This window comes from candidate division WOR-3 bacterium, assembly GCA_039801365.1.
Taxonomy (GTDB): Bacteria; Hydrothermota; Tepidihabitantia; order Tepidihabitantales; family Tepidihabitantaceae; genus JBDRUN01.
This window is the reverse complement of the sequence record JBDRUN010000005.1, coordinates 17,478-35,586: the sequence shown is the minus strand read 5'-3', so window position 1 is coordinate 35,586 and position 18,109 is coordinate 17,478. Positions and strand designations below refer to the sequence as shown.

Annotated in this window: 15 protein-coding genes; 7 read left to right on the top strand and 8 right to left on the bottom strand. The window is 57.4% G+C overall.

Going from position 1 to position 18,109, the window contains the following annotated elements; genetic code table 11:
- Position 1 precedes the first annotated feature (1 nt).
- The 3 genes from ABIL25_01640 to ABIL25_01630 all read right to left on the bottom strand — a co-directional run bounded on the left by ABIL25_01640 (position 2) and on the right by ABIL25_01630 (position 6,710).
- Positions 2–4,489 carry an FAD-dependent oxidoreductase gene (locus tag ABIL25_01640; protein ID MEO0080978.1) on the bottom strand — a complete coding sequence of 1,496 codons (4,488 nt, stop codon included), beginning with the start codon at positions 4,487–4,489 and terminating at the stop codon, positions 2–4.
- A gap of 3 nt (positions 4,490–4,492) precedes the next feature.
- Complete coding sequence (locus ABIL25_01635) at positions 4,493–6,208, bottom strand: CoB--CoM heterodisulfide reductase iron-sulfur subunit A family protein (protein MEO0080977.1); 1,716 nt, start codon at positions 6,206–6,208, stop codon at positions 4,493–4,495.
- A 106-nt stretch (positions 6,209–6,314) separates the two neighbouring features.
- Entirely contained in the window at positions 6,315–6,710 is a 396-nt protein-coding gene (locus ABIL25_01630) for a 4Fe-4S dicluster domain-containing protein (protein ID MEO0080976.1), read from the bottom strand.
- Between the two features lie 479 nt (positions 6,711–7,189).
- Here ABIL25_01630 and ABIL25_01625 point away from each other — a divergent pair, with 479 nt between their 5' ends.
- The 5 genes from ABIL25_01625 (at position 7,190) to ABIL25_01605 (ending at position 11,575) form a co-directional block, all read left to right on the top strand.
- Positions 7,190–7,633, top strand: a complete 444-nt coding sequence (locus tag ABIL25_01625) for a hydrogenase iron-sulfur subunit (protein ID MEO0080975.1) — start codon at positions 7,190–7,192, stop codon at positions 7,631–7,633.
- Positions 7,630–8,475 carry a 4Fe-4S binding protein gene (locus ABIL25_01620; GenBank protein ID MEO0080974.1) on the top strand — a complete coding sequence of 282 codons (846 nt, stop codon included), beginning with the start codon at positions 7,630–7,632 and terminating at the stop codon, positions 8,473–8,475. Before ABIL25_01625 ends, ABIL25_01620 begins: the two co-directional genes overlap by 4 nt.
- Complete coding sequence (locus ABIL25_01615; GenBank protein ID MEO0080973.1) at positions 8,472–9,485, top strand: 4Fe-4S dicluster domain-containing protein; 1,014 nt, start codon at positions 8,472–8,474, stop codon at positions 9,483–9,485. Before ABIL25_01620 ends, ABIL25_01615 begins: the two co-directional genes overlap by 4 nt.
- Positions 9,486–10,328 (top strand): FAD/NAD(P)-binding protein, encoded by an 843-nt coding sequence (locus tag ABIL25_01610; protein MEO0080972.1) that lies wholly within the window; start codon positions 9,486–9,488, stop codon positions 10,326–10,328.
- 134 nt (positions 10,329–10,462) lie between these two features.
- Entirely contained in the window at positions 10,463–11,575 is a 1,113-nt protein-coding gene (locus tag ABIL25_01605; GenBank protein MEO0080971.1) for a PilT/PilU family type 4a pilus ATPase, read from the top strand.
- 362 nt (positions 11,576–11,937) lie between these two features.
- On the opposite strand, the gene ABIL25_01600 is transcribed toward ABIL25_01605, so the two are convergent.
- The 4 genes from ABIL25_01600 to ABIL25_01585 form a co-directional block, all read right to left on the bottom strand.
- Positions 11,938–12,609, bottom strand: a complete 672-nt coding sequence (locus tag ABIL25_01600) for a hypothetical protein (protein ID MEO0080970.1) — start codon at positions 12,607–12,609, stop codon at positions 11,938–11,940.
- A 29-nt stretch (positions 12,610–12,638) separates the two neighbouring features.
- Positions 12,639–13,151, bottom strand: a complete 513-nt coding sequence (locus tag ABIL25_01595) for a DUF5683 domain-containing protein (protein ID MEO0080969.1) — start codon at positions 13,149–13,151, stop codon at positions 12,639–12,641.
- A 59-nt stretch (positions 13,152–13,210) separates the two neighbouring features.
- Positions 13,211–13,771: an OmpA family protein gene (locus tag ABIL25_01590; protein ID MEO0080968.1), complete on the bottom strand. Its 561-nt coding sequence runs from the start codon at positions 13,769–13,771 to the stop codon at positions 13,211–13,213.
- Positions 13,772–13,839: 68 nt separating this feature from the next.
- Positions 13,840–16,491 (bottom strand): valine--tRNA ligase, encoded by a 2,652-nt coding sequence (locus tag ABIL25_01585; protein ID MEO0080967.1) that lies wholly within the window; start codon positions 16,489–16,491, stop codon positions 13,840–13,842.
- A 112-nt stretch (positions 16,492–16,603) separates the two neighbouring features.
- On the opposite strand from ABIL25_01585, the gene ABIL25_01580 reads away from it, so the two are divergent.
- On the top strand, positions 16,604–16,945 hold the full coding sequence (locus ABIL25_01580; GenBank protein MEO0080966.1) for a DUF5674 family protein: 342 nt from the start codon (positions 16,604–16,606) through the stop codon (positions 16,943–16,945).
- Positions 16,942–17,343: a hypothetical protein gene (locus ABIL25_01575; GenBank protein ID MEO0080965.1), complete on the top strand. Its 402-nt coding sequence runs from the start codon at positions 16,942–16,944 to the stop codon at positions 17,341–17,343. Before ABIL25_01580 ends, ABIL25_01575 begins: the two co-directional genes overlap by 4 nt.
- A 6-nt stretch (positions 17,344–17,349) precedes the next feature.
- Here the strand turns inward: ABIL25_01575 and ABIL25_01570 are convergent, their stop codons facing one another.
- On the bottom strand, positions 17,350–18,102 hold the full coding sequence (locus tag ABIL25_01570) for a DUF559 domain-containing protein (protein MEO0080964.1): 753 nt from the start codon (positions 18,100–18,102) through the stop codon (positions 17,350–17,352).
- Positions 18,103–18,109: the final 7 nt, after the last annotated feature.

Sequence of the window (18,109 nt, the reverse complement as noted above, 5' to 3'; positions counted from 1 at the left end):
GTCAGACCTCCTGTAACGCCGCGTCCACCATCGAAATCACGTTCTTTGCTTCAAATCCCTTGAGCTTGATTGCTTCCGATGGGCAGGCCGCCGCGCACGCGCCACAGCCTTGGCATAGAACTGCCGTTACCTCTGACTTACCGGTCTCCGGATTCACCCGCACCGCCTCATACTGACAAGTCTCCTCGCATACACCGCAGCCCACGCACCAGCGCGGATTCACCTGCGCCACCACTGCCTCAGTGGAAAGCTCCTTGTGAGAAAGAATCGTACACGCCCGGGCCGCAGCCGCATACGCCTGCGCCACTGTCTCAGGAATCCGGCGCGGACTGTGGCACATTCCGGCCATAAACACGCCCCGGGTGGTGAAATCCACCGGTCTCAGTTTCATATGTGCCTCAAGGAAAAACCCGTCTTCATTCAACGGCACCTTGAGCAGTTGCGCTAGAGCCGAATTCGTCTTCGGCGGTACTACCCCGGTCGAAAGCACAAGCAGGTCGGCATTGATACCCAACCGGCGCTGAAGCACCGGGTCATATACCGAGACATGCAGGTTGCCATCCTGTTGCGTCACTTCCGGCTTGCTTTCCGGGTCAAACCTGACAAACATCACGCCCGATGCCCGTGCGTCCCGATACAGCGCCTCCTTGAAACCATAGGTGCGCATGTCACGGTAGAGGATATATACGTTAGCCTTGGGGTTGAGCTGCTTGATACGCAGCGCATTCTTCACCGCCTCAGTGCAACAGACGCGTGAACACCAGGGACGGTCCGGCTCACGCGAACCCACACACTGTATCATCACTATGTATTCGGCATTACGTAACTCATCGCTCGACCCGGCCACCATATCCTCCAGCTCGGTCTGCGTCTTCACTCGTGCATCCCTGCCGTACAGATACTCAGTGGGCTTGTATTCTTCTGCACCGGTGGCTACCAGGAATATGCCATGTTCCAACTCTGTCTCGCCGCCCGGATGCTTGATTCTGGTCTTGTAGTTCCCGACATAACCCGACACCGACACCAGCTCTGCCCAAGTGAAAAGCTTTATGCGTGGATTATCCCGCACCTGCTTATCCAGCCGAGCAAGAAAGTCAGTTATATCCTCGCCGGTTTCGTTGTAGCGCATCCGCCGCAACTTGCCGCCCAGTCTTTCCTCGCGCTCAACCAGATATACCTCAAACCCCTGCTCAGCGATAGCCAGCGCCGCAGTCATACCCGCAAGCCCACCACCGATAACTAGTCCTCTCTGGGTTATCGGCTGCGGGTAAGATTCCAGTGGTCGCAACAGCCGCGCATTAGCCACTGCCATCCTTACCAGTTCCTGCGATTTTCGCGTCGCTTCCTCCGGCTGTTGCATATGCACCCAGGAGCACTGGTCCCGGATATTCGCCATTGTGAACAAATACGGATTCAGACCAGCCTCAGCCAGTGTCTCTTGGAACAACGGCTCATGGGTCCGCGGAGTGCATGACGCTACTACCACCCGGTTGAGTCTATATTCCTCAATTGCCTTGCGAATCTTCTGCTGGGTGTCTTGCGAGCAGGTGAACAGATTCTCTTCTGCATACACCACATTCGGCAAAGTCCGGGCATACTCAACCACACTCCCTACCTTGACTACGCCACCGATATTGATACCGCAGTTGCAGACAAACACTCCGATACGCGGCTCTTCGGCTGATACGTCGCGCTGGGGTGGATAAACTCTAGCCGAGACCAGTGTATTGCGGCTACGGGCCAACATCGAACCTACCGCGGCCGCTACGCCAGTCGCTTCGGTAACAGTTTCGGGAATATCCTTGGGCTCGGTCATCGCTCCACAAGCAAAGACCCCTTCCCGGTCCGTCATCATCGGCCGGAACGGGTCGGTGCGGACAAAGCCCTGCTCGTCTAGGCTAACCCCCAATTTCCGGCAAAGTTCCACCGACCTAGGGTTTGGCATCAGCGCGCTGGATACCACAACCATATCATATTCTTCCTGTTTCAATAAGCCATTCTCATCTTCGTAGCTGATGAGCAGGTTCTCGTTCTCGCCACCCTTTGAGCCCTTTCTTTCCACCGCGCTCACTTTGCACCGCCGGAACTGCACTCCGTACTCCTGATGTGCCCGCTCGTAATACTTCTCGAAATCCTTGCCGAAACAGCGCATATCCATGAAGTAGATATGACATTCCAAGTTACCGCCACAGTGTTCCCGGGCAATCACTGCTTCCTTGGTCGCAAACATACAGCAGACTGAAGAACAGTAGTAGTGTTCCTGATTGCGCGAACCCACGCACTGAATCCAAGCTATCTTCCTGGGTTGTTTCCCGTCCGAGGGTCGTTTCACGTGCCCCTCGTAAGGCCCGGACGCAGACAAAATACGCTCGAACTCAAGGCTGGTGACAACGTTCGGATAACGGCCGTAGCCGTAACCGAATTCACCCGTCGGCTTGTATTCCTTGAAACCGGTGGCAAGCACCACAGCTCCAACTTCAAGCTCGCTTTCCGTCGGCTTCATCGTATGGTCAATTGCCTTGGCTTCACACGCGGCTACACACTGCATACATTCCGAACAGACTCCGCAGGCAAGACAACGCTTTGCCTCAGCCACCGCGGTTTCCTCATCAAAGCCCAGTGCAATCTCCTGGACAAAGTCCTGACGCCTGTCAATAGGAATCACCGGTTCCTTGGCCCTCTCCTGGCGAAGAATTTTTGCCCGCACGGCCGCAGATTCCTCTGCCGAGGCTGACTCGTACCTTGGTTTCTCCCTCCCCGCGGACAAGTCTTCTCCTCTGATATACCGGTCAATGGAAATCGCCGCTTCGTGCCCGGCAGCCACGGCTTCAATCACCGATGCGGGACCGGATACCATATCTCCGCCGGCAAACACTCCCGGCACATTGGTAGCAAGCGTCAGTTTGTCAGCCTTGAAGACACCGCCTGCTCCCTTTTCAAACCCGTCGAACCCATCCGCATCAACAGCCTGACCGATGGCCAGTATCACTGTATCCGCTGCCACAAACCCGGTGTTGCAGGTATTGAACTCCGGATTGAACCTGCCTGCATCATCAAATACGCGCGTGCACTCCACTGTTTCCAGGCCTGTAACCTTACCCTCCCTGCCCAGAATTGCCTGCGGTCCCCAAGAAGGGTTTATCTTGATACCCTCAGCCAGAGCTTCCTCAATCTCATACTCAAATGCCGGCATCTCTTCGCGGCACTCCAGACATACCATTGTCACATCTTCGGCTCCGCACCGCCGCGCCGTCATCGCCACATCCACCGCCACATTACCGCCACCAATTACTACCACTTTCTTCCCGGTAGGCAACGGCCGGCCTTCGCTCGCCGCCCGCAGATACTCTACGCCCAGATGAACTCCTTCCAGCTCCATCCCCGGTATCTTGAGAGTTCGGCTTTTCTGACAACCCAGGCTCAGAAATACCGCTTTGTATCCATCACTCAGCAGTCCGTCCAGTTCCTGCCGAGTTCGTATGGGTGAATTAGTTCTGAGCTCCACGCCTGTATCCAGAATATCAGCAATCTCGGCATCAATAATCTCCCGCGGCAGACGGTACGCTGGAATCCCGTACCGCATCATTCCGCCCGGCTTGTCTGCCGCTTCAAACACTGTGACCTTGTACCCCTTGTTCCGCAGGTCTAAAGCGCAGGTCAAGCCAGCCGGCCCTGCGCCGACAACCGCCACCCTCTCCGCGCGCTCCTCGGGTTTGTCTGGTCTGGCCGACCTTTCAGACCTCTCTGCCATTGCCCGGTCGGCAACAAACCGCTTAAGCGTCCTGATAGCCACCGGGCCTTCAAACTCCTTGCGGTTGCACTCTGTTTCGCACGGATGATGACACACCCGTCCGCAGATACCTGGAAACGGCAGCCGTTCCCGCACCAGGTCGTAAGCTTCCTTGAACTTGCGTTCGGCAATGAGTGCCACATACCCCTGGGCGTTCACCCCTGCGGGACAGGCAAGCCGACACGGTGCCCGTTTCTCATTCTTTTCTATCGCCACCGCGTTCGGAATCGCCTGCGGGTAAAGCTTGTAGGTGGCGCGGCGCTCAGATAGCTTCTGATTGTACTCATCCACCACGTGCACCGGACACACCTTGGTGCAATCCATACAGCCGGTACATTTGTCCAGTAACACGTAACGGGGCCGGTGTCTGATGCGCGCACGAAACCGGCCTGGCTCACCCTCCAGCGCAACAAGCTCCGAGTAATTCAGAAGCTGAATATTCTGATGTCTTCCCGTGCTCACAAGCTTTGGCGCCAGAATGCACATCGAGCAGTCATTGGTGGGAAAAGTCTTATCCAGACCAGCCATCACACCGCCGATGGCAGTCGCTTCATCCAGAAGATACACCTTGAACCCGGCATCAGCCAGCTCCAGTGACGCCTGAATACCGCCGATACCAGAACCTACCACCAGCACCGCACCAACCGGTTTCTCCGGGCTCGCCGGCTTGTCGACCTGTGGCCTGATATCAGAACTCATTTGCTACACCTGTTCTGCCATTTCCACAATACTACGCTTGGAAAAGTTGCGGTGCGTCATTGCGCCGGAAGGACACGCCACCGCACACGCACCGCATCCTTCGCACAAGGCCGGGTTCACCACTGCAATTCGTCGTCGTTCGTCCACCTTCACCGCAGAATAGGCACACGTCTTCTCACAATATCCGCATCCCACGCAAACCGCTTCGTCCACCTGAGCGATAGTCGGTTCGTGATACAGCTTGTCCTGACTGAAAAGAGCCAGCACCTTGGCTGCGGCTGCAGAAGCCTGCACCACAGTTTCGAATACGTCTTTGGGGCCTTGACAGGTACCGGCAAGAAAGAAGCCGCCGGCTAACGTTTCTACCGGTCTCAACTTGGGATGTGCCTCACTCAGAAACCCGGAAGCGCCTACCTGCACTTTCAACTTGCGGGCAAGTTCCACCCCATACGGGTCTGCAACCATGGCTGTAGCCAGAACCACCAGGTCGGCATCTAACTCCAGTTTTGCTGCTGCCAGAGTGTCTGCAGTCAGAACCTTGACCTTGTCACCGTTGCGGAAAACCCTGGCCACCTTGCCTCGATAGTATTTCACACCGGCATCTGTTACCCGCTGGTAGAACTCCTCAAACCCCTTGCCCGGAGTCCGCACGTCAATATAGCAGACTATCGCCTCTCCATCCGGTACCAGTTCCCTGTATGCCAGGGCGTTCTTCGCCGTGTACATACAACACACCTTGGAGCAATAAGGCACACCGTGCTCCTGATCCCGGGAACCTGCACACTGCACAAACACCACTCGCTTTGGCACCCCGCCATCTGATGGCCTTCTCAACTCTCCAGTGGTCATTGCTACGGCCAAAAGTCTCTCAAACTCAAGGCTATCAACCAAATCCGCAACCTGCCCTGCCCCATACGGTGCCAGCTTAGCAATATCGAAAAGCTCATAACCGGTGGCAAAAACAATCGCCCCCACTGTCTCTTCTATTTCCTGCTCCGTCTCTGTCTGTGCTCTACGCTGTATCTTCACTCTGAAATCGCCCACATTGCCCGACACCTCAGCCACTTCAGCAGAAGTAAGCAGTCTAATGTGCGGATGAGAAGCACACTCAGCTAGCTTGGGCGCAAACACCGACTCCGCCCGCTCAAGGTAAGGAAAGGTCCGCGTCAGAGCACTGATATGCCCGCCGATGCGTGGCTGCCGCTCAACCAGTACTACTTCGTAACCAGCATTGGCAATGTCCAAGGCAGCCTGAATTCCGGCAATACCTGCGCCCACCACCAGAGCTCTTCTTGTAACCGGCACTCCCACCGGCACCAAAGACTCGTCCCATAATGCTCGGGCTACGGTCATAGCCACGATACCCTCGGCCTTATCCGTAGCCTGGTCTCTATCCTTGGTTACCCAGGAGCAATGCTCCCGGATATTTGCTATTTCGCACAGGTACGGATTCAGACCAGCGGCGGCGCATGCCTTGCGGAACGTCTTCTCATGCAGAGTAGGTGAACAACATGCCACCACCACCCGGTTCAAATTCTGCTTCAGGATTGTCTCGCGAATAAGATTCTGCCCCGGGTCTGAGCAGCAATACTGGTAATCCAGGGCTACTACCACCCCTGGCATCTTCTTTGCCCGCTCTACCAGCTCCGAGACTTTCACCACGCCGGCGATATTGATGCCGCAGTGGCAGACAAAAACCCCCACCCTTGGTCTTTTCATGGCTATCCGTCCGCTCCCTCTCGAAACTGGAAGCAGGAAGTAGCGAGTGAAAAATAGTTCTGACTACTCCCTTTCCGGCCACTCCCTCTTCGACTGCTTCCCATGGCTATCCGGCAAACTTGCGGAATGCGGCAATAAATGCCTGCTGCGGTATATCCTCGCATTCTTCCGCTGATACCATATCCGGGTCCAGCTTGGAACTTCTAGCCCGCAACAGTATCGCCCGACACGCCTCTGCCACTCTCGCATAGTCCACTCCACGTGGACACCGCGTGCCGCACACCAGACAGCTGGCACACATCCAGATGCCGCTGGACGCCAGCAGCTCACCTGCCCTGTTCAACTGCAGAAGTCTCATCGCCTTGGACGGTGGCACATCCATCATCTCTGCTACCGGACACCCACTGGTGCAGGCACCGCATTGATAACAGTCCGTGACCTTCTGTCCGCTCAGAAGCTCAATCTGGCGCACCAGTTCCTCATCAGGATGTGTATTGGACATGCTAAGAAAGTATGATAGCTTCGACTGCGGCTTCAGTCAAACTATTCAGCATACCACTCATCGTTCGCTGCAAGGCGTGCCGAAACCGCCAACTACCTGTCTGTTCGCTGCTCTGTTCTGTTTCCGGTCCCTCCACAAGACAGCCACTGGGTTAGGTTTGCCTACTGTACCAACGCCCCGGCTCCAGCACCGCCCAGCACGACCTCCCTGCCAAGACAGCTACGGTCGTAGCCAGCTCCCATGATGGGCTCTACCAAGAAAAGCAGATGCGGGTCATGGTTAACTTCCCATCGTATTCGACGGCTTGTTGAACTCCGATGCCATCAGGTTCCCCACGCACTGCAGTTGGCTCGGGGTTTCAGCAAGGCAAAATGACTTGGCAATGACGTGACGTCCGACTATCAACATGCATGCCCGCCGGCTGCAGTGGTGGACATCTGCCACACTTGGGCTATAATCCTCATTCTTACACTCGCCTTATGCCTGACGAACCCTTACCACCTTCTGACTTCCAGCCGCGGATTGTGACGTTCCTCTGCAACTGGTGTTCCTACGCCGGCGCAGACCTGGCCGGCATTTCCCGCATCCAATACCCTCCGTCTATTCGTGTCATCCGCGTGCCCTGCTCAGGCCGGGTGGACCCTTTCTTCATCCTCAAAGCATTGCAGTCCGGTGCCGACGGCGTTCTGGTATCCGGTTGCCATCCCGGGGACTGTCATTATCTTACCGGTAACTACGTGGCCCGGCGTCGCTTCGCGGTTCTTCACGACCTGCTTGAGTTCGTCGGGATTGACCCGGGTCGGGTAAGTTTTTCCTGGGTTTCGGCTGCCGAGGGCGAGCGATTTGCCGCAGTTGTGCGTGAGGTGACCGAAAAGGTACGGGCACTCGGCCCGAATCGGAAACTAGTGAAAGAACCGATATGACTCGCACCGAAGCACTCCGCCGGCGCTCGCGCGAACTGCTGGTCGCCAAGGAAGTAGCGGTAGTTGTAGGCTATCGCAGGAGCATCACCGGTCCGGCCAAGCCCGCGTTCATCACAAGTCCCGATAACTCGGACATACTCATATTCGATGAAACATGTGGCCCGAACCTTGCAAACTACTTACTCAGGGTCAGACACCTAGGCCGGATCGCAGTTGTGGCTAAGGGCTGCGACTCCCGCTCGCTTCTGGTCCTGCTGAAGGAAGGACAGCTCGAGCGCAAGAACATCCATATCCTCGGTGTCGGGTGTCCAGGCGTAATCGAAGATGAAAACCTGAGCGACTCCTGCACAACCTGTGTTCAGCATAACCCGGTCGTGTTTGACGAGATGGTCGGTGAACCTGTTGCCGAGACCTCGGGCCGAAAAGACGCACAAGACAGGCTGGTTCAGTTTGAATCGCTGTCACCGGACGAGCGCTGGCAGGAGCTCACTTCTGACCTTGCACGCTGCATCCGCTGCTATGCCTGCCGTCAGGTCTGCCCCAACTGCTATTGCCCGGTCTGTTTTGTAGACAACAACATGCCGCAATGGGTAGGCCGAACCACCGGTCTCTCTGACAATATCATCTTCCACATCGTGCGCGCACTGCACATGGCCGGCCGCTGCGTCGAATGCGGAGCATGTGCCCGTGCATGCCCAGTCGGAATTGACCTGATGCGATTCAACTGCAAGGTCGCCCGCATCGTCAAGGAACGCTTCGGCGCAACTGCGGGAATGGACCCTGCCGAGCCGCCAGCGCTCGCTGCGTTCAGACCCGAAGACCCCCAGGAGTTCATCCGGTGAACCCGCGTGCGGCGACAAAGCAGCAACTCGACGCCCTGCTTGACCGGCTGGCCGGTACCGCCGCCCTGTACGCACCGGCCCGTGTGAGAAACTGGACCGAATTCCGCCGGGTTCATTCTTATCGGGAAATTGACCTGACCCGAGTCAACACGAAACAACCAGCCAAGGCCGCCCTGTTCCCGCAAACCGAACCACTACTACGCTTTGCTGGCAACAGCACCGACGCTAGTACCAAGCCGCCGACCGAACAGGTCTGGTTCGGAGTCCGTCCATGCGATGCCGCCGGACTGGCATTCCTTGAAAAATTCTTTTCTGGCAACAGCCCGGCTGACCCGTACGTCCAAGCCCGGCGCAGCCATACCACAGTCATCAGCCTGGCCTGCAACGAACCAGCCGCAACATGTTTCTGTCTTGCAGTTGGCGGTAGTCCGACTGGCACCAGGGGTACTGACCTTCTTGTCACCGACCTTGACGGACGCTACCTGGCCGAGCCGGTGACCGGGAAGGGTGAGACACTGGTGAAGGACCTGCCCGAAGCCTCGCCAGCCGATATCGCAACCAAGAGGAAACTCGCCGAAAAGGCGGCGGCCGCGATAACATTGCGCATTGACACTGCCACACTCAAGAAGAAGCTGGACCGCAGCTTTGAGCATCCCACCTGGGAAACCCTGTGCCTGCCCTGCGTCAACTGCGGCGCGTGTACGTTCCTGTGCCCAACCTGCCACTGCTTTGACGTCACTGACGAGACGCGCAGAGGCCAGACTGCGCGCATTCGAGTCTGGGACTCATGCCAGTTCTGCCTTTATTCCCGGCACGCCTCAGGTCACAATCCACGCGTCACGCCCCGCTCCAGGTACCGCAACCGGGTGATGGACAAGTTCTCCTACACGGTTGATATGGTCGGCAAGGTTTCCTGCGTCGGTTGCGGCCGCTGCATTATTGAGTGTCCATCGGCAATTGATATCCGCGAGACCGTGACCGCACTTGTTCAGGCGCTCCCGGAGGAATAGATGACGGCAAATCCGTACTTGCCAATGCCGATGAGGGTCGAGAAGGTCACAGTCGAGAATGAAGCCCGAGACCTCAAGACATTCGACCTCTCATTCTGCCAAGAATCAGACCGAACTGGATTTGTCTACACGCCCGGCCAGTTTGCATTTCTCTCGATACCGGGCGTTGGCGAGGCGCCTTTCGGCATTGCCTCGGCTCCGCATGAGCCGGTGGTCCGTTACACGGTCAAACGTGTCGGCTCAGTCACAACTGCCTTACATGAGCTCGAACCTGGTGCGATAATCGGCATGCGTGGTCCGCTCGGCAACTCCTACCCGCTGGACATAGCCAAGGGCAAAGACCTTGTTATCGTATCCGGTGGCTTCTCCTTCACCACCCTGCGTTCGACTATCGCCCATCTGCTCCGGCCCGAAATCCGTCCCAGCTACGGCAAGATTACCTGCATATACGGCGCACGGACTGCTGGCGAACTCCTCTACAAGGACGAAATTAGAAACTGGGAAAAGAGCCCTGACATCTCACTTCACCTCTGCGTGGACAGACTTGGCAACGACACTTGGCCCAAGACCGAGGGGCTCGTACCCAACGTCCTCAAACAGGTCGCACCTTCAGCCGAGAACGCCATTGCGCTTGTGTGTGGACCGCCGATAATGCTCAAGTTTACTCATCCGGTGCTGGCTGCGCTCGGATTCCGGCCGGAACAGGTGTTTCTGTCCCTTGAGAACCGGATGAAGTGCGGCATCGGCAAGTGCGGTCGGTGCAACATTGGCCCCAAGTACGTCTGCCGCGATGGTCCGGTGTTCAGCTACCAGGAACTACTCACCCTGCCCCCGGACTACTAGCTCGGTGCCGGAAATCATGGACGCGCTTACTGAAGCCGTATCGGCTGTCGGCCACCTTGCCTGAGGTCCTGGGTTCCCCAGGTGGCTTGGCAGTATTCTTGACAGGGAGGAGGCACACCCTATAATCTGGTCGCGTGACTGACGAGGAATTCTTCGACTCGCTCCTGGCCGAGTGCATCAAGAAGAATGCCTCGGACCTTCATCTTACTGTGGGTCGGCCACCGACCCTTCGCATTGATGGCTTCCTGAAGCCAGTTGAGGGCTGCCCGGTTCTGAATCCGGAAATGACCGAGAGTTTCAAGGACATTGCAACCAAGGACGTAAAACATCTCCGGGCCCAGATTGACAACGGTGGAGGGGGGGACTTTGCGCTGACATTCCGCAACATGGCCCGATTCCGGGTTGCGGTGTATAAACAGAAGGGTTACTTCGGCCTGGCGCTACGGCTCATCCCGAGACGCATCCTGTCCTTTGAGGAACTTTTTGTTTCTTCGCATCTCATACCACGCATCAAGGGCTTGCTCGACCGGCCGCACGGTTTGATTCTGGTCACTGGCCCGACCGGCATGGGTAAGACCACGACCCAGGCGACATTTGTGGACTACATATTGGAAAGCCCACGACACGTCCTCACCATCGAAGACCCCATCGAATTCATGCACGACCACAAGAACGGACTGGTAACTCAACGTGAAGTTGGCGTGGACGTGTCAAGCTTCCGCGAGGCAATCATGAAGGGCCTGCGTTCCAACCCGAACGTAATCCTCGTAGCTGAAATCCGCGACTTGGCCACGGCTGAGGCTACGATATGGGCCGCAGAGTCCGGCCACCTTGTTATCGGCACCCTTCACACCACCACCGCACCAGAGACAGTTACCCGGTTCATTGACATCTTTCCCCCTGAAATCCGTGACCAGATTAGAATCCAGTTCTCCATCTCGCTCTTGGCCATATTCTGCCAGCGCCTTGTGCTTCGAGCCGGTGGAAAGGGCCGAGTTGGCGCATACGAAATAATGGTCGCTACCCCTGCCGTGCGCAACCTCATCAGAGAAAGAAAGATAGAACACCTGCCTTCTGCTATCCAGACCGGCAGTGCCGAAGGCAGCATCACGTTCGACGCCTATATGGCAGACCTGTACCGGGCCGGTAAAGTGACCTACGAGACCGCTATCGCCTCGGCATTTGACCCCAAGGGCTTCCGCGAGCTCATCGAGTTCGGTGCCAAGACAGGCAAAGGTCATCGCTAGCTCAGTTTCTTGTCAGTAGTTCAATAAGTTAGCCTAGGTAATCACCAGCCACCTGACTCGGTCGCACACGACCGCGCAAGCTGCCTCTTTGTCGTCGGTCGGTCTAACTGCCGGTTGTTCAACATCCAAGACACACCATCTACACTTTCCGCAGCCGGCACATACCATGCAACAGCACGGACATGCACCTTCCTGCCAACCCTAAGCTACCGGGGAGCGGCTCGTGCGGGCCGAACCGTCCGTCCGCCACAGCTCTAGGCATTGAGGGGCCTAGTCTGACCGCCCGGTCAGACTACGGAATAGGCAGGGGGTGGAGAAAAACCCTCGAGCTGGCTCCCCCGGCGGCTCGAGGGTCATTTTCGCTAAGACAGGGCACGTCTGACCCTGGTGAGTGCAACAACTGACCGCTCTTGGATACGCTCCCATTGCATTCCAGTTATCGAGCTGAACCGGACTGGCGAGATAGCCCGAACTAGCTGGGCACGTCCGAACCAAAGCCCTGAATCAGACCCGGACGCCAGTGCACCGCTGCCAACCACGAGCATCTCGGAGTTAATAAGATAGAATCGTGGCTGGACAAGACCAAAAGGCAGGCTGGCTTCAACTGAACCGACCGGGTCGTCTGGGTTGAGCTTACTAACAAGGTGCAGAAACAGCTTCTCCTCTGGTCGGTACAGACTCGGCAACCGGTCGCCGATACTCAGCTTGTCCGGCTCTGGAATCTCACCCTCACACGCAAACCCCCATGCCCGGCCTTGTTCCCGCCGAATCCACGGCTGCACCACGCCGGACCGGTTCAACGAGAGAGTTGCCATGTCAGTCTTGAGCTCAGCCAGAATCGCAAGGTCAAGCCCACCACCATGGGTCCGGCCTGCCTGCACTGCCTCCAGCCGGTTTCCGTAGCAGTACGCCACACCGCAACTCTCCGGGCCTGACTGGTCCAGATTGGCGGCAAGCTCCTTACAGACTGCAGCCAGAACGTCACCATTGAACCGTCCCGCAATCGCACAAGTCATGTTAGTCCGTGGTACCATCTATCGAGCCTTTACGGCTCATAACCATTCTAGAAACCGGCGACGATGCCGACACGCATCGGGCCAAGAGTGAACTTCATCTGTTGGTCAAAACCGTACATCTGGGCCGACACATAAGCGTCGGCCATCGAGAAAGCCAGCACCGCACCGGTCCACCACCCGAACGCATTTCGTCGGTTGCGGAGCCTGACATACTCTGCCTCGTTCCCGGCCGCAAGCGCCTGCGTTGCATCAATGTGGTCGCGGACCGTAAGCGCGGCCAGCGTGACTTCAGCCGGAGCAATTAGGCACGCCTTCCACCAGTTGCCGGTATACACCTGGCCACCACCCGGAAACACGGCCGAAAGCAGCACCGCCGTGCCGGGCGACTTCTCAGGAGCTGGTGCCGGTTTGACCGTAACTGACACTGATTCCACAACTGGCGCATCCGATTTTTCTGTCCCGAGCAGTTCACCGTACGTAACTCCGGTCGGCGCACCGACCAAGAGTAGACTGAACGCTACTAGACCAACAACCGTACGCTCTGTGTCCCTGTATCTCACATCCGTAGACCTTCGCTTGCTCTCTGCCTCGGTATTATGTCCAGCCCGGGGTCTACTGTTCACTTCCGGACCACAATCTCGACCCGGCGGTTGCGCTGCCTGCCTTCGGCCGTACTGTTATCATCCCGAGGTCGGGTTGCGCCGCAACTCCGTACTACGAATCGCTCGGCCGCAACACCCCAGCCGACAAGCAACTTCACCACTGCCGCAGCCCGTGCTGCTCCGTACTCCCAGTTCGAGACAAACTGATTCCGGAGCGCGGCCGGCACCGGTGTGTTATCGGTATGGCCGGTCACCTCAATCGTACCCTTCACCTCCTGTAATCTGGCAACGCACTGCTGGAGTGCAGTCTCGCCCTGCTTGGTAATCGTGAAGCTCTCTGGCCCCAAGAAAAGTTCGTCAAACGTGAACACTGTAAAATATGGAACGTCAGGCTGAGTCTCAAGCTCTTTGACCTTTGCTGCGAGGGTTTGTACCTCGTTGGTCCACATTCTGATTTCCTGCTCCTGCCTGAGTAACCGCTGACGCTGGGGCACATATGCCAGGTTATAGAACACCAGCCCGGCGCCGATTGCAACCAGGAAGAACACCCAGCCCAGCCAGCTTGCAAAGCCCTTCATACTAGTCTCCAATCATCACTTTCTGACCTCTGAAGCAGCAAGGATAGTGATGGCTGCGGCCAAACGTATCATCTCAGTGCCTCAAGCTGCCGCTCCAGCCGGCCCAGCTTGTCGGCCAACTCCTGCCGGCGCAGCCGCTCGCCCTCAACCACTTCTGGTCTGGCCCGCTGTTCGAAGTTCGGATTTGCGAACTTGGCATCAATTGCCGCTATTGCCTGCCTCAGTTTCGCGGCCTCTTTCTCGATTCGGTCCAACTCGCGCTCAAAATCAACCACGCCGGCAAGCGGCACATACACTTCGCCGCCCGGTATGACCGCAAGCGACGACTGCCTCGGCCGTTCGGCAGAAAACTCCAAATCGGAAACTAGGACAAGCTGTCGCACCAGCCCGACATTCTCCTCCAGAAACCGGGCCAGCCTGGTATCTGCCGTGTTCACAATACACCGCACCGGCACCTTGGCCGGCACCGCCATTTCCGAGCGGATGTTACGCACCGCCGCCACCAATTCCCGCATCGCCTCGACCAGACCGGTCTCGGTCTCATCCACTGCCAGCGGCTCCGGCCACTTTGACTGCAGAATGGAACGGCCTCGAGACTCTGTCGCTTGACCGCCGAATCCCAGTCTCTGCCACAGCTCCTCGGTGATGAACGGCATTATCGGGTGCAAGAGCTGCAGTGTACCCCGGAACACGTCGCGCAGAGTCTGCCTCACTGCTCCGTCGCCGGACTTCATTCTTACCTTTGCAAACTCAAGATACCAGTCACACAACTCGTGCCAGAAGAAATCGTACATGGTCTGGGCTGCGACCGAAAATGTGTAGCGCGCCATACTTTCGTTGAACCTGGCCAGGGCGGCATTGAACTTCGCCCTTATCCAGTTGTCCACCGCGGTTCGTCGCTCCAACTGCAAGTCTCCCCCCCTGCCAATAAACGGCGCAACCAGCCGGCACGCGTTCCACACCTTGTTCGCAAAATTGCGGCCCAGCTCAAACCGCTCGTCCCACAGCCGGTAGCTCTGTGACTGAGTCTCAAGATAGGCAATCGTGAACCGTGCGGCATCGGTTCCGTACTTGTCGAATATCACCAATGGGTCAACACCGATGCCCTTGGAACGGCTCATCCTGGCACCAGTCTTGTCCAGTACGGTCGAATGAATGTACACGTCCTCGAACGGAATCTTGCCAGTGAACTCGAGGGCCGAGAATATCATCCTCGCTTCCCAGCGGAAAATGATGTCCGGGTCAGTAGTGAGAAAATCAGTCGGATAGAACTTAGCCAGGTCCGGTGTTTCTTCTGGCCAGCCCATGGTCGAGAACGGCCAGAGTGCCGACGAGAACCACGTATCAAGTACGTCCTCATCCTGCCGCAGGTCCTTGCTGCCACACTTCGGACACACACTCGGGTCCTGGCGGCTGACGATTGTCTCCCCGCAGCCGCAGTACCATACCGGAATCCGATGTCCCCACCACAACTGCCGCGAGATGCACCAGTCGCGGATGTTCTCCATCCAGTCCAAATACACCTTAGTCCAACGCTCCGGAAAGAACTTCACCCTGCCGTCCCGCACCACTTCGATTGCCGGCCCGGCCAGTGGTTTCATCTTCACCCACCATTGCATTGAAGCCAGCGGCTCGATGACTGTCTCACATCGGTCGCATGTTCCAACCGAATGCAAGTGCGGCTCAATCTTCTCCAAAAGCCCCTGGGCATTGAGGTCTTCAACCACCCGCGTGCGGCACTCCTCGCGCGATAGACCGCGATACTTCTCTGGCACCCTATCTGTCATCCTGGCGTCCTCGCCAATGACATTGATGCGCTCCAGTCTGTGCCGCTCGCCGATGTCAAAGTCAACCGGGTCATGGGCCGGCGTAACCTTAACTGCGCCGGTCCCTAACTCCATTTCGACCGCCGCATCCGCAATGACCGGGACCTTGCGACCGGTCAAAGGCAGCTCGAGCATCTGGCCGACCAGGTCCTGATACCGCTTGTCCTTCGGGTTCACCGCGACCGCGGTATCCCCAAGCATCGTCTCCGGCCTTGTTGTCGCCACCACCACCCACCTGCAACCGGTCCGTTCGTGCTCGACAACCGGGTACCTGATGTACCACAAAGACGACGTTTCCTCCCTGAACTTCACCTCCAGGTCCGACACCGCGGTGCCGCATCTCGGACACCAGTTCACGATCCTCAATCCCCGGTAGATAAGCCCCTTCTCGTAATACCGCACAAACGCCTCACGCACTGCGCGCGACAGCATCTCATCCATCGTGAACCGAAGCCTGGTCCAGTCCAGACAGCAGCCCAGCCGCCTTAGTTGTTTGATGATTTCGCCGCCGTAACGCTCCTTCCATTCCCAGGCTCGCTTCAGAAATCCCTCCCGGCCCAGGTCAAACCGGGTCAAACCTTCCTCAGCCAGCATCCGCTCCACCTTCACCTGAGTGCCGATGCCCGCATGGTCGGTCCCGGGCAGCCACAAAGTCTCAAACCCCTGCATCTTCTTCTGCCGGATAAGCATGTCGGGCAGCGCATTATCCAGTGCGTGCCCCATGTGCAGAGAACCGGTCACATTCGGTGGCGGAATAACGATTGAATACTTTGGCTTGGGCGACTTCGCATCAGCGGTAAAGAAACCCTGCTCCTCCCAGAATCGGTACCACTTCTCCTCAACCGGCTTGGGGTCGTACCTGGATGGAAAGTCAGAAAGAGCACTGTCCGACATGCGGGGAATTATAAAACCATGCCCTACCCTGTCAATTCGGGGTCATGACACCCGGCGCTTAGCACTCGGGGCTACCCTTGACCCGGCACCGGTTCGCTCTATTCTGAACCTGATGCTGATCGTAAGAGACCGCATAACGCCTGCTCAACTTCAAGAAATGGCCAAGCGCACCTTTGGCAATCTGGTCAAAGCCGTTGTTGACGTCGAGCGACGGATAATGGCAGTGAACGGAGAACTGCACTCCGACGAAGAAGCGCTTCTCCTGTCGGACGGCTCCAGACAAGAGAACCTCTGGGGCATCAACATCTACCCGCAAGCCGCGCCGGATGAACTAATCGAGTTCGACTCGCTCATCAACATCAGACCCTGGCAGGGCAATTACACCCGGAACGTGGACGACCCGCAGACGCGCCAAGCCATTATCCAGATAGTCAGAGACCTCCTAAAAGGATGAACTTTCAGCATAAAGAACTGGCTGCCGGCCGCTGGCAGGAACTAGACCTGGTAGAGCAACTGGCGAACATCGGCAGCGAGGTCGAAAGGGCCATCCTCTGGAAAGAAAAGAAGAACCCGGAATACGCGACAAAAGCAATCGAACGGGTGCTCGAGCTCATGTACCTCACCATCGCCGACCCCAAGAACAAGAGCCGCCTTCGCGAACTTGCGCGGCTGAAAGAAGCACTTACTGACTACTTCTATTCGGACAACCGATTCGGCTCGTCCGACCAGCTATGGCGAAATTACTTCCTTGCCTTCGCCTTTGCCGCACGACGCTGCTTGGAGCCGGCCGGGAACAAGACCAACCCGGCCCAGCCCGGGGCTGGCAGAAAACAGCCCAGCAACAGCAACTGACCGTTCTCAGACCGACCTTGCCGCGCGCCTCACAACCCGGACGCACTCAGCAGTATTACCAACAATCTCCGACCCAGAAAAACGCACGATGCGCCAGCCTGCCGCAGCCAGCGCGTTGTCCTTCTGCCGGTCGCAGGCTGCCTTCTCGCGGCCGGCATGATACCGCTCACCATCGCACTCAATGGCCAGCTTTGAGTCGGCCGTAAGAAGTGCCATGTCAAGCAAGTAACCCCTGCCTGACTCTCGCACGAGAAACTGCCGCTCCGGCTCATATCCGAGTTCACGCAGCCGGAAGTAAAGCCGGTCCTCAATCGGACTGGTCCGAAAAAGGTCATTGATTTCCTCGGCCATAAACAACCGTTCCAGACTAGTCGGGATGAACACGATTCTGCGCATCCTCCGGCTCGGTATCGGATGCGGCAGAAGCAGAAGGTCATCAACACTGACCCGGTAGTACTCATCCTGAGCCCGGGGACTCAACGGCTCGTCCGGCAGAAGAGCAATGCGCCGGGCCCGGTGCACACCGCGCACCTTGGCGTACCACTTGACCTGCCAACGGTCTGGTCCGAACGCCGCGGTCTGATACCAGGCGATGAACCTGATATCCTCAACACCTTCCGGCGCACTCTGCACCGGAATCCGGTACCAGTGCTGGCGTTTGAGTATCTCCCAGTCCTTGCGACGGGTGATAACTGCAACCAAGGCCAGTGTCTCCTTCTCAGGCACGCGGAACCTTCCCCAGGATTGACGCCGCGACATGGTTCAT